Origin of the sequence: Methylovirgula sp. (assembly GCF_037200945.1) — a bacterium.
In the GTDB taxonomy this organism is placed as follows: Bacteria; Pseudomonadota; Alphaproteobacteria; order Rhizobiales; family Beijerinckiaceae; genus Methylovirgula.
This window is the reverse complement of record NZ_JBBCGP010000001.1, coordinates 2,623,976-2,636,651: the sequence shown is the minus strand read 5'-3', so window position 1 is coordinate 2,636,651 and position 12,676 is coordinate 2,623,976. Positions and strand designations below refer to the sequence as shown.

General features: G+C 64.7%; 11 protein-coding genes. All 11 read right to left on the bottom strand.

The genetic code is table 11. From position 1 onward, the window contains the following. Positions 1-13: 13 nt before the first annotated feature. A complete protein-coding gene (locus WDN02_RS12925) occupies positions 14-916 on the bottom strand; it encodes a YbjN domain-containing protein (protein ID WP_337293883.1) in 903 nt (300 codons plus the stop codon). 65 nt (positions 917-981) lie between these two features. Then, on the bottom strand, positions 982-1,731 hold the full coding sequence (locus WDN02_RS12920) for a hypothetical protein (protein WP_337293882.1): 750 nt from the start codon (positions 1,729-1,731) through the stop codon (positions 982-984). A gap of 83 nt (positions 1,732-1,814) precedes the next feature. After that, positions 1,815-2,897: a peptidylprolyl isomerase gene (locus WDN02_RS12915; protein WP_337293881.1), complete on the bottom strand. Its 1,083-nt coding sequence runs from the start codon at positions 2,895-2,897 to the stop codon at positions 1,815-1,817. A 128-nt stretch (positions 2,898-3,025) separates the two neighbouring features. Further along, complete coding sequence (locus WDN02_RS12910; RefSeq protein WP_337293880.1) at positions 3,026-3,778, bottom strand: hypothetical protein; 753 nt, start codon at positions 3,776-3,778, stop codon at positions 3,026-3,028. A 10-nt stretch (positions 3,779-3,788) separates the two neighbouring features. Continuing rightward, positions 3,789-5,678: a putative porin gene (locus WDN02_RS12905; protein WP_337293879.1), complete on the bottom strand. Its 1,890-nt coding sequence runs from the start codon at positions 5,676-5,678 to the stop codon at positions 3,789-3,791. A 41-nt stretch (positions 5,679-5,719) separates the two neighbouring features. Continuing rightward, complete coding sequence (locus WDN02_RS12900; protein ID WP_337293878.1) at positions 5,720-6,460, bottom strand: TonB family protein; 741 nt, start codon at positions 6,458-6,460, stop codon at positions 5,720-5,722. Next, positions 6,457-6,936, bottom strand: coding sequence for a hypothetical protein (locus WDN02_RS12895; protein ID WP_337293877.1), 480 nt, complete (start codon positions 6,934-6,936; stop codon positions 6,457-6,459). Before WDN02_RS12895 ends, WDN02_RS12900 begins: the two co-directional genes overlap by 4 nt. Next, positions 6,933-7,319, bottom strand: coding sequence for a hypothetical protein (locus WDN02_RS12890; protein WP_337293876.1), 387 nt, complete (start codon positions 7,317-7,319; stop codon positions 6,933-6,935). Before WDN02_RS12890 ends, WDN02_RS12895 begins: the two co-directional genes overlap by 4 nt. Then, entirely contained in the window at positions 7,319-7,723 is a 405-nt protein-coding gene (locus WDN02_RS12885; RefSeq protein WP_337293875.1) for a biopolymer transporter ExbD, read from the bottom strand. The genes WDN02_RS12890 and WDN02_RS12885 overlap by 1 nt, the downstream gene beginning before the upstream one ends. A gap of 4 nt (positions 7,724-7,727) precedes the next feature. Then, positions 7,728-9,800: a DUF2341 domain-containing protein gene (locus WDN02_RS12880; RefSeq protein ID WP_337293874.1), complete on the bottom strand. Its 2,073-nt coding sequence runs from the start codon at positions 9,798-9,800 to the stop codon at positions 7,728-7,730. Between the two features lie 8 nt (positions 9,801-9,808). Further along, positions 9,809-11,698, bottom strand: coding sequence for a ShlB/FhaC/HecB family hemolysin secretion/activation protein (locus tag WDN02_RS12875; protein WP_337293873.1), 1,890 nt, complete (start codon positions 11,696-11,698; stop codon positions 9,809-9,811). Between the last annotated feature and the right edge of the window lie 978 nt (positions 11,699-12,676).

Sequence of the window (12,676 nt, the reverse complement as noted above, 5' to 3'; positions counted from 1 at the left end):
GGCGCGCCGCGCCCTAAATCTGGAAATTGGAAGCGGCGCGTTCGCTCGCGGGCTCGTCCGCGGGCGGCGTGATTTGCAGGGCTTGCGCGACGGCTTTGGCGGCCTCGGTCCGCGCGGTGCTGGACGGTCTGGGTGTGAGCGGGTTCGACGGGCGCGGCGGGGCGCGGAAACTGGTCGCAGGTTTTGCCGCGGCGGGGGTGGCGGCACTTGGTGTGGCGGCCGGTTCGCCATTGGCCAGGGCGGCGAGCGGGTCCGGCGCTTCTGGCGCGGCGGTCTTGGACGCTATGATTGCGGCTGCGGCCGGCTCGCTTGTACTCGGACTTGCATTCGGACTTGCACTCTCATTCGTACTTGCCTTCTCATTTGCGCTTGCCCGCGCCTGTACGGCCTCCGGCACGATCTTGGCGGTGATTTTGGCGCCGGCGTTCTGGCGGGCGAGTTCGGTGCGCAGATAGGTGATGAGGCTGGCGATGAGCTGGTCCCAGGTTGCGAAGGCGGCGCGCAGATGATTGCGGCTGACGCCGCCGGCGACGGAGACGTCCATGTCGAGGATCAGCAGGCGCTGATCGGTACGCAGGCGGGCGAAGCGATAGGCATTGTTCCAGCTGTTGAGGAGATCGGGCGGCAGCGTGCCGCCGTTGATGGCGAAGACGACGAGGAAGGTGAAGTCCGTATGGACATCCACAGGAGCCTGGGCCTGCGTCTCGCCGGCAGGCTCTCTCTCAGGACGTTGGTTGCCGGCAATGCTGCTGGGGAGTTTGCTGCCCATGCGCAGATCGAAGCCCATGCCGGCGGTGGCGGAGCGCAGCAGGATTTGTCCGGCGGGATCTTTGACGCGTTCGGCGCGATAGCCGAATTTTTGCAGATGGTCGCTGAGCTCGTCCAGGGTCAGGCTGTGGATGAGGACGTCGGTCATTTTGATCTCCAATTGTCTGTCTTGCCGGCGCACGACATTGGCGCTCTGGTGTCGGTGTCCTGTTGTCAGCGTGGCGGCACGGCCATGGCGAGTTCGCCCCGGCGGTTTACGTGGGTGAAGGGGCGCGTGGCGCCGGGTGTGGCGTCGGCGACAGTCTCGGCTTGCGGCGGTTGACCGCGCAGGCTTGCGGCGAGTTCGGGCAGGATGGTTTGCTTCAGCCAATCGCAGCCGGCGAGGCTTGCGGCCTGATGGCGAAAGCTCATCGGGGCGCGGCCGGCGCTGATGAGACCGCAGCGCCCGGTGAAGAGATCGCCGACGAAGCGCGCCTCGAGCCGCAGGACGGGGCCGCGATGGCCTTCGCTGGTTTTGTCGGTGACAAGGCCATTCAACAGGGTGCGGGCATCGCCGACGAGGCGGGCGAGATTGGCGGCGGCCGGGCGAAGTTCGAGATGCAGATTGTCGAGATTAGTGTCGTTGCTGAGGAAGAGATCGATCTCGAGCCGCAAGCGGATGCGTTCGCCGCGGGCGAAGCGCAGATCGCTCTTGCGCAGGGTCCAGTGCATCGTGGCTGGAGAGGAGGGTGTCGCGCCGGCGCCGGCGTCGAGGCCGGCGCGGATGGTGAGTTCGGGCATGCCCTCGGCCGAGCGGGTCAGCTGGTCGCCGAAATGCAGCGCCAGCGCGCAGACGGGGGCCAGCGCGAGGCTGCTCGCCTCGGCGCTCACCTGATAGCCGCGGGCGGCCAAAATGGCGGCAGGAGATGCGGCAGGCGAGAGAGAATTTGGCAGATGCATCGGTAGAGTCTTGGGCAGAGTCATCGACAGATTCTTCGCTAGAGTCTCGGGCGGAGACTTGGAGAGAGAATTGGAGAGAGCCTTGGGCAGGTGCATGGAGACTGCGCCTATCTTGTTGCCGCGCCGGTCGCACCGACGAGCTTTATGAGTTCGGATTGATCGAGGCTGATCGGGTTGGCTTTGACGAGATCGGCGAGCCAGGCACGCTGCAGGTCCTGGGCGCGCTGCTGGCGCATCTTTTGTTTGAGGACGTCGTGGACTTCGCTGAGGTCGAGCTGGCGCGGCGGATGGACGTCGACGAGCTTGAGGATTTGCCAGCCGTCGTCGAGGCGGATCGGGGCGGAGATGGCACCGGGCGCCAGGGCAAGGATGTGCGGCTTGATATCGGGGCGCAGCTGCGCCTCGCTGAGCCAGCCGATGATGCCGCCGTTGGCTGCGGTTGCCTTGGCCTGGCTTTCGGTCTTGGCGATCGCCGCGAAATCGGCGCCGGGGGTTCGAAGTTCACGCGCGATGGCGAGGATTTTGTTGCGCGCCTGCGTTTCGGCAGACGTGTCGGCGCCGGTTTTGGCGGCGACGAAGATCTGTGCCACCTCGTATTGCTTCGGCGCCATCAGCGCCGATTTGTTGGCCTCATAAGCCTCGGCGAGATCGGCCTCGTTGGGATAATCGGGCGGCGGCGCGGCAGCGGCCTGCACATAGCTTTGCATGATGGCGTTCTCGCGCATGCGCTCAAGCGCGGCGGCGACGGCCGGCTGCTGGTCCCAATGTTTGGCAAGGGCTTGCGCGAGCACGAAGCGGTCGGCGACGAGGCCGCGCAAGACGCGGGCGAGGAGATCGGGATTTTTATCGACGGCCGCGCGGTCGCTGGCGTTGAGATTGGCGATGAGCTTTTGCGTCTGATCGGCATGGAGTTCGAGATTGCCCATGCGGGCGACGACGGGGCTTGTGTCTTGGCTTGTATCTTGGGCTGGCGCTGCGCTGGCCTGGGCGTCCTGCGGCACGGCGGCGGTGTGCAGGTGGTGGTGATGAACCGCTTTGCCGGGTGCCGCCATGGCGAGGGTCACGACAAGGCTTGCTGTGGCGAGGCCTGAGATCAGCGTGCCGCCGCGCCGCAGGGTGCGGGGAAGCCTGGCGGGGCGCAAATTGGATGTGGGCAGATACGCGCGCAAATCGGCCTTTCGATCGAACATTGCGCGATGAGACTCGGCGCGGTGAGACTTGGCCTCATGCGACTCAGTGCGGTTGAATCTTGCGCGACGAGACTTCGCACGATCAGACGTTGCGCGGATAAACTTGGCGCGCAGATTGGATTTGCGGCTCACGGCTGAACTTTCTGATCGAGGATCTGATCGAGGTAGGTCTGGACTTGCGTCTCATGCGCGACGCCGCCGTAGCCGATCATCGGCTCGCGCGTGGCGAGGACCTTCCACATGTCGAGCTTGTTGTAGCCGGCGAGGATGTCGCTCGAGACTTTGACGAGTTTGGCGTTCTTGGAATGGCAGACTTTATCGTCGGCCTCGAAGGCTTGCGACGAGGCCTGGAATTTTGCCCGCTCAGCATCCTTGGCGCGGGCGACGTCGGCGGCATCTTCGTAAGCCCCGCGCCATTTTTCGAGGACCTGGTTGCGTTCTTCGAGGCGCTGATTGAACTCGGTGACGGCAAGATTGTAGGCCTTCTGCAGCGCCTTGATGCGGGCATGCGCGGCATCGTTTTCCTGCGAGAGGTGATCGCGGTCGTGTGTCATGTCGGCCAGTTGCGCCTGGACAGCGGTGATCTGATCCTGCAGGCCGCGCTGTTGCGACAGCGCATCGCGCAGCGCGTCGCGCAGGCGATCGGTCTCGCTTTCACTGTCCTGGGCATGGGCCAATCCGGCGTAGAGTGCGAGGAGGCTGGCGAGGAAGAGCATGGCGGCAATTGTTGCGACGCGGATTGTTCCCTGCGGAACAATTGCCTGTGCCGCATGGGCCTGGCTTTGGCGGGCGAGCGCCGGCGAAGGGGGTGCCGCGGGCGCGACAATACTTGCCACAGCACTTGCCAAGGAGCTTGCGAAAGGATGTGAGGGTTTGCGCATGGATCCGGCCTCAATATTTTGCGTTGAGGTCGACTTGCAGGACGTCGACGTTGTAGGGGGCGCCGCCGATGTTCTGCGCCGAGAGCCAGCGCACGGTGGTCCAGACATTGCTGGCGAACGCGAAATTGGCGCCGAGCTGATAGCCCTTCAGATTGGTGCCGCCGAGACCGAAATCGGGATCCTCGAAGGCGTCGACGGCAGCGTCAGACTGGATATATTTGTAGCCGACGTTAGCGTTCCAATCGCCGAACTGTTTGAGTTCTTCGTGGCCGACGGTGAGGCGGGTCATCCAGCCGATATTGCCGCCGGCGAAGTTGCCAAGGGAGCCATCGGGCGTGCCGGCGCGATTGTTGACGGCGATGGCGCCGGTGGCGGCGCTGTTGAAAGCGGTATTGTCGACGAACTCGCCGTCGAGGACGACATTGATCGGGTGGAAATAGCCGAAGTCGATACGGCCTGAGACGTCGACTTCGCGGAAGGCGCTGGCCAATCCGAAATATTGGAACTGGTTGATGGTATTGTTGTCGTTGCCGCCGGTGCCGGAGGTCGGGATGATATTGCGCAGCGCCATATAGGTGTTGCCGTTCTGGGCGAAGGACGGGCGCAGGTCGTCGGTTGAGCAGACCGAAGCGGAGCTGGCGACCAGGCAGGGTTGGGAGAGCTGGCCCTGGATATTGGTGAAGTCGTAATAGGAGACGCCGAAGAGGGCGTTGACGTCGGGGTTGATGGCCCAGGCGGTGCCGATCTGGGCGGCGATCAGGTAGCGGTCTTCGCTACCGAAGTCCTGGGCGCTCGAGGATTGGAAGTTGAGATTGGTATTGAAGGTCGGAAACGCGCCGGCGACGATGAAGGGGGTGAAGCCGGTGCCATAGATGATGTGGCGGGCCTGGATGGCGGCGCCGTCGAAGGCGATGTCGCGGTACCAGACGAGATCGGTCGAGGCGAAGAAGGGATTGTCGAAACGGCCGATGCTGATGTTGACGTCGCCCCACGGGCGGCCCTGCCAGGGATCGTAATTGAGATAGGCGCGATCGAGCCAGAGTTCATATTTGCTGAAATTGCCGCCCGAGCCGCCCAGCGTCTGGTTGGTCGAGACCGGCGAGTTGTCGCTGCCGGTGGCGATGCGGAAGCCGGTGGTGAAGCCGTTGGAGAGATCGGCTTCGGCGCCGAGGCGGGCACGGATGCGGAACTCGTTGCGGTTCTGCGTTGAATCGAGGGTCGGCGCGAAGATCGGATTGGCTTCCGAAACATCGAAGGGACTGCCGGTATTGATGGCGTTGAAGTTCGTCAGCGCGCCCTGGGCATTGCCGTGCGGATAGAAGATGCCTTCGTAGCGGGTGCGGAAATCGCCGCTGAATTTGATGCGCGAGGCCCATTCCGGATAGAGACCGGGCGAGGCCCAGCGTTCGACCCGGGCGGTGCGCAGGACTTCCTGGCGCAACTCATCGCGCAGCTGCCGTTTGACATATTCCGGGACATAGACGACGCGCTTGGTGCCGGGCGGTGTGACGGCGGCGGTTGCGGCATCGGCCACCGCGGTGGCGCGGGCGGCCTTGGTGGCGGCATCCTTGGTCGCCTGGCGGGCGACATAGGCCTGGTCCTCGGCCTGTTTGATGAGCGCGGTCGCCTGCTGTTCCTTGATCAGTTTGTTCTCGACCATGAGATTGATGAGATTGATGACGACGTCGGGCGAGGTCGCGTGATGATGCGAAACGCGCAACTCGCCCTTCGGCGCGGGCACGGCATGATGTTTGGCGGCCGGCGCGGGGGCGATCGTGGTGGCGGGTCCCTGCCCGGCGGTCTGGGCGCGGCCTTGCGCCGTCGAAGCGAGCCAGCCGGCCAGCACACAGGCTGTGCCGCCGCAAAGCAGGCGGGCAATCTGTGGTTTGTTCTTGTTCATAGCGGCGCGGTCCTCTTGCAAAGCTTCACGACTGTTCACGACTAGTTGGGTCTACGGCCGGTAATCTGGGCGACGATGGGCATCGGCATGTCAGTCGGCGGCGCCTGGCCGAGCGCGACACCGGACAGGGCGTCCTGCAGTGCCGCATCGACGTCCTTGTCGCCGGTCGAACTGGCGAGCTGGACGCGTTCGATGCGTCCGCTCTGGTCGGCCCAGATGCGCACGCGCACCTTCATCACCGCGTTGCGGATGGCCGGGTTGGCGTGCAGCGCCGTCTCGATGGCGTTCTGGACGAGGCTGGCGTACCAGCCCCAGCGGCTGCCGCCGCCGCCACCACCACCGCCGAGAAAGCCGTGGCCGCCGGGGTTGCCGGCGAGGCCGAAGGCATCGCCTGGCCCTTCCGCCTTGGCATCGAGGGCGAGCGGACCCGGCGGAGGTGCATCGTCCTTGTCGGCCTTGGGTTTATCGAGCGGCTTGTCGTCGGGCTTATCCGGCTGCTTGATCTCCGGCGTCACCATCTTCGGCTGCTCGATCATCTTCGGCTGCGGCAATTGCTGCGGCGGCGGAGGTGGCGGCGGCGGGGGCGGTGGCATGATCTTGACGAAGGTCAGATCGCGCACCTGCTTGGGCGGCGGATTGTTGTCGCCGTTGAAGATCAGCCGGGCGAGGCCGGCAGCCAGCAGCAGGAAGATGGCGCCGACCGCGAACTGCAGGCGGTAACGGCGCCAGAAAGGTTCCTGCGGCGGCTGGATCTGGTGGGCGTGATCATGGGCGACGCTCATATGCCCTCGCCTCCCTCGAACATGGGGGCGCCGAGTTGCGCCATGAGACGCGCCATGACGAAGTCCAGGATGGTCGTGCGATCGGCATCGGCGAGAAGGATCTCGGACACAGCGGCCTGCGCATCATCGGCTTGCGCGTCGTGTGCGTCGCTCGACGCGCCGGTCTGGCGCAGCACCTGATAGCGCGCTTGATCGAGCTCGTGCCGGGGATCGGCCTCGATGCGGACGGCGCCGTTGATCCACAGCCGCGGCTTCGAGTCGAGGATGACGATTATCTGCGACAGACGCTCGGCCATGCCCTTCCGGCGCGCCGTCTGACGAATATCCCAGGCCAGTTCGACGAGCCGCAGATAGCTCGGATCAGGTTCATTCCCGTGCTGGGCCATCGCGTCGTCCTTTGCGATGACGGCGGTTCCCGGGGCGGGGCGCCAGACAGGTTCGCGCGGCGGCTGGATCTCGTGCGTCGGGCCGTTCACCGCCTGCCCTCCGGCGCTTCCAGATCGAGGTGAAGCACAATGAACGCGAAGACGTCGGCAAGATCCGCTTCGAGGATCAGGGTGCGCTCGTCATCCGTCTCACCGATGATGCGATAAAGGCGCCGGGCCGTATCGACTTCGATGACAGTGTCGGCGGCAATCCGCAGCGTGGGTCTGGCGCCGAGCACGATGAGCCAGGGATCGCCCTTGGCCCGTTGGGCATGGGCTCTTGCGTCCAGGCCCACGGCGAGATCGAAGAGAAGCGCATAAGCCACATGGCTCGAAGAGGCATGATCGGCCGAAGCGAGGGCCGGACGGCTGCGGGACAGCGGCCATTCGTTGGTGGTCTCAAGATCGGTTTGAATTGCGATCGTGTTACGCATCACTTCACCAGCGGTTTGGTGGCGAGGCCGACTTGCGTGATGTTCAGCTGGCCGAGCAGGTCGAGGACGTCCATGACGTTCTGGTACTGGGTCTGGGAATCGCCGCGCAGCACGACCGGGAACTCCGGCGTCAGCGCCTTCTGCTGCAACAGGCGCAATCTGAGTTCGGAGAGCGACACCGGGATCGTGTCGAGAAAGATCTTGCCGTCATTGGTGACGGTGATGGCTTTGGTCGTCTGCTGCGCCAACGACGGTGACGCAGACGCCTTCGGCAGATTGACCTTCATGCCCTGCACCGTCGCTGTCGTCATGATGATGAAGATGACGAGCAGCACATAGGCGAGGTCCAACATCGGGGTGATGTTGATATCGTCATAGGGTTTGGCGTCGGATTGAACTTGCATCGCCCTACTCCGCCGCGAGACGTGGCCGTGCGGCGGGATCGTGATGTCCCGACGGTGCATAGGCTTCGGCAAGTTTGGTGACGATCTCGTCGACGAAGACCTGCATGTCGGAGGTCAGGTCTTTGACCCTGGAGATCAGGTAATTGTAAGCAAATAGCGCCGGGATCGCGACGGCGAGGCCGGCCACTGTCGCCACGAGTGCGGCGGCGATACCCGGCGCGATCGCATTGACATTGACGTCGCCCGAGGCGGCGATGGCGGCGAAGGTGATCATGACGCCGACGACGGTGCCGAGGAGGCCGAGGAACGGCCCGCCGGAAATGGCGATCGTCAGCATGACCATCGAGCGGTTGAGTTTTTGGATCTCGCGTACGAGCGCGCCGTCGAGGGCGGCGCGGATCGAGGCGATCGCCGGGCCGCTGAGGCCGCGGGCACGCTGATCTGGATGACCGGAGAAACGGTCGCGGATCTCGCGCGCGGCGAGCTCGTAGAGCCGGTAGAGGGAGGAGTGGCGCACGAGCCGTTGGACGGGTCCGGCGAGGCGGCCGTCGAGGGTTGCAATCGCCTCGTCGCCGGCGCTGTCGAGGCTCGACAGATCGCCGCCGATGTCGCGGAAGGCGGTGAGAAAGCGATTGTTCGCCTTGGTCTGAGTGCCGAGGTAGCGGGCGCGGTCGACCATGACCGTCCAGCTGATCACCGCCATGATCATCAGGATGCCGATGACGACCCAGCCGTCGACGGTGACCGACTTCAGGATCACCGCGAAATAGCCGGAAAACCAGCTGGCCGTCTGTTCGTCGACGGTGAAGGTCATGAACTTCGCGCCGTCGATCCCCTGCCCCATGGCTTGCGCCTTGATGAAGCCGGCGGGCCGGGCGATGTTGGACATATCGAGTTCGTCGATGTCGCCGGCAAAGCCGGCCGCCGCGACGGGCGTGGGCGCCGGGGCGGGTGCGGGAGCTGCCGGGGGTGAGATTGGGGCTCCTCCCCCGGCTTGGCCCGCTGTCGCCGGACCACTCGGGGAGGTCGGCGACGGCGATGCGGGCGCTGCGGCGGTGGATGCAGCGGGAACGGGGGCCGCAGCAGCGGGTACGGGAGCTGGCGCCACCGCAACCGCGGTGTCGCCGCCGACGAGCGCGATCGTGTTCAGGGCCGGCAGCGTGACGGCTAACGTCGCCACCGCCTTGGCATCGAGATAGAGCGTGAGCAGCCCGGGGCTTGCCGTGACGGCCAGATGATGCCAACCGCCAGGCGCCACCGGCAAGCCCGCGGGCGTGCGCCGGGTGACACCGGCATTGGTGACCGCCACGAACGGGGCGCCGTTGTCGAGGCCGATCACCAGGCCATTGGCGCCGTCATGGCGGCTGTAGATCGCCGCATTGCGTTGCAGCGCCGCGGCCTTGAACCAGACCGACAGGCTGAACGACCCGGCATTGGCGAGTGTCAGGGACGGCGAGGCCGGCAGGGTGACGGGATTGCGGCCGTTGAGGCGCAGGCCGGTGCCGATCAGCGCGCCTTCGGCCGGCTGGCCGGTGCTTTGCGCGCCGTTGGCCCAGACGGACGAATCCTGCGCTGGCGTGCCGTGTTCGCTGAAATGATAGACGAGGACGGTTGGTGCGTCATAGGTGGCTTTGGCATCGCCGGCGGCGACGGCTTTCTTGTTGCCGTAGTAAAGCCAGATATCGGTCTTGGCGCCGGGCTTCAGATCCGGCACCTGCACCCAGACGAAGGCCTGGTCGAGCAGCGAGTCATACGCCTCGACATGAAACTTGAGCGGCGTCTTGTCGTCGCCGGCGACAAAGCGCAGGTCGGCGCCATCGTCCTTGGCCTGGGCGAAGCGGAAATTGCCGCTATGCAGCCGCACCAGCACCGCCTGCGTACCGATCGGATCGGTGATATTGGCGCCCGCCGCGCTTGTGTCGATCGTGATCTTCTTTCGCAGTGACCACTCGTCGTTCCACCACGCCGATGCGGGCGACGCGAAAAGCAATGCACAGACTCCGAAAAGCCAGGCGAGAGCGGCAAATCGTTTTGTGCCACGTACGATTGTGAATGCGTTGGCGCTTTTGGTCATCATGCGGTCCATCAAAAATCCCCCCAGACGCGAAACAGCGCGCGCGGGTCGTGAGCGATCGTGTCGGTTTGGCTGATCATCGGCAGCGCCAGCGTGAGCATGCCGTTGAGATGCGTGAAGATCTGGAAATTGGTGCCGACACCGGTGCTCCATTCGACGAAGCGCGCCTGCTGCTCCGGCAACGGGGCTTGCAGGGTGGCGACGCCGCCATCGACGAAGCCGAAGAAGCGCCAGGAATCGAACGCCGGGTGACCATCGGCATCGGTCAGAATTTTGCGCAGCTTCGGCGCGACATCGGGGCTGCGCAGTTCGAGCGTGCCGGCGGCGCCGTCGTCGCCGAGTTCTTCCGATTCGAGATAACCGCGCACGGTATCGAAGCCGCCGAGGCTGAACTCTTCGCTCGAGACCAGCGGCTCGTCGGTGGCCTGGGCCTGCACCTTGCCGTAGAGTTGGAAACCCTGCGGCAGGTCCTGGGTGCGCGACAGGTCGGCCTTCAGGATGAAGAAATTGGTCTGGGCGTTGAAGCGTTTATTGTCGAACTCATCGCGATCGCTGCCGACGCCGCGCAGACCAGCGACGAGGCTGACATCGCCCTGCGTCAGCGCCTTGTCTTCCTGATAGGTCGCGCTATAGGCGGCGGTGAGCGGGAGATAGGTGACGGGCGTATTGTTGCCCGTGCCGTTCAGCTCTTCGGTCTGGTCGAAGTGCTTGTAATCGGGGCCGATCGAGATCGTGTGATAGAAATTGCCGCGCGACGGCAGTGTCATCACCGCGCGAATGCCGGCGATCTGGCCGGGGCCGACGACGTTGAGGCCGCCGAGTGCGGCGACGTCGCTTTGCGAATAGACGCCATAGAGCAGAAAGCTCAGCCATTCGACGCCGGGAATGCGGGCGAGATAGGAGCCCGAGAAGGCCTGCGCATCGGAGACACGTTCCGGCGCCACCTGGTAGGTGAAGGTGAGCGAATGGCCGATCTGCCAGAGATCGTCGTAATGCGCCGTGCCGGTAATGCGTAACAGCGAGGTGCCCGGCGATTGCCGGTCGTTGATCTCGAGGCTGCCGTGCATCGGCGCGCTGTCGTTGACGTTGAGATCGACATCGACGGTGCCGGGCGTGATGCCGGCGCGCAGCGCTGGCGTGACGCGGCGGTCCGGCCATTGATTGAGCGCGACGATATCGCTGGTCACGGCGTTGAAATCAGGCAGCGTGCCTTCGCGTAAGGAGGCGGCGCGCTGTTTGATCTTGTCGATGTCGAAATAATGCGCGTTCTTGACTCTGAGCCGCCCGACCTTCAGCTCCGTCACCTTCAGGATGACGATGCCGTCCTGCGGATTTTGCTGCGGCAGTGCGACGGAGACGGTCTGATAGCCCTTGTCGTGATACGACTTCTCCAGGGCCGCACGGGCTTTCTCGACATCCCGCGCCGTGCGGCCCGGCCCCAGATACGGATAGACCGCCGCCTCGACATCGATCTCCGGCAGCGAATCCGCCCCCTCAACCGCATATTGGTCGATCTCAAAACGTGACGGCGCCTGGGAAGCCAGGGGCATCGGCGCGCAGGCGACCTGCCGCGTCTTGCCGGCGCCCTTGCCAACCTTGCCCTCGTCAGCCCTGCCCGCGATCTGCTGGCCTGACTTGGTCTTGGTCTTGTCCTCACCGCGCCCGCCCTGGGCGTCGCAGGCCGACGCAGAGGCGCCTGAACCTGTGGCCCCGCCAGTCTGCGCCGCCGCATGCGATCCAGAGCCCGACGGCGCCGCGCCAGGGGACGTTGACGAACCCGCGGCGGCATTCGATTGAGACGCCGTCGCGTTCGCCGCCGCTTTCGATGCGTTCGCCGCCGAACCAGACCCGCCCGGCCGCAGACCCGCCGGCACAACCTTCGACAGCGCATAAAACGCCACCGCCGCTGGATCCGACGTAATCCGAACCGAAGCCCCGGAGGATCTCCGGCCCGGCAATCCGGCCCCGGATGGGTCCGAACTCTCGTCTTCCGAAACGCCAGCCTCAGAGCCCTGCCCTGACGCGCCCGCCCCCCAACTCGACGGCAAACGAAAAAAGGAACCGCCGCTGCCGCCGCTCGAGCCAGAACTTAACAACCCCGCCGCCGCCGCAGCCGAGCCATCAGAGGCGGACTCATCAGACGCAGCGTCATCGCCCGAAACATTCGAGCTTCGCGCATCCGGCGACATCTCAGATGCCGAACCGTCAGAGGATGGCGCAGAACTGCCCTGCGCATCCGTATCGCCCGCCGCACCCGGCACCCCTTGCCGCGGCGCGGCGCCAGCTGTAACCGCGTCGCTCGCACCATCAAAAGCAGAATCTGACCGAGAGCCCGGCGCCGCTCGCGACTGCGACGAAGACGGCGAAGACAAACCAGAAAAAAAATCCCCGGGCGCCGCATCAACCCGCGTCACCGCACAGATCGAGCCAAGCAACGCAAGACCCAACGGCCGACGCCGCCAGAGCAAAAACGCCCTCGCACAAATCTGCACGTCAAACTTCACGATTGTTTACCCGATCATCCGCAGCGCGACCCGCGCGAGCCAAAGCTCCCAGCCCTGGGGACGCGGCGCTTCCAGCAATGAAGACGATTGGTTGACTTCGAACCCGCAGAAAATCGTTCGGAAGCAGGCGCACCTCTCGGTGCGTTGTTGCCGGGCTACAACAGTGTAGTCAGAGGAGACTAAACTCCTGGCGAGCCTTCCAAATACCCAAAAGGAAGGAGCAAGGAAGGAGCCTAGGCATTCATGGCGCTTTTTTACTCAGTTTCTTCCGCTTCCCCTCACGCTCAGCAAATGCCGGGCGCGGGCTTGATGCCAAAGGACGGACAAATCGTTGCGACCATCTTGAAACGCTGTAACGGCAAAGCGCAATGTGCT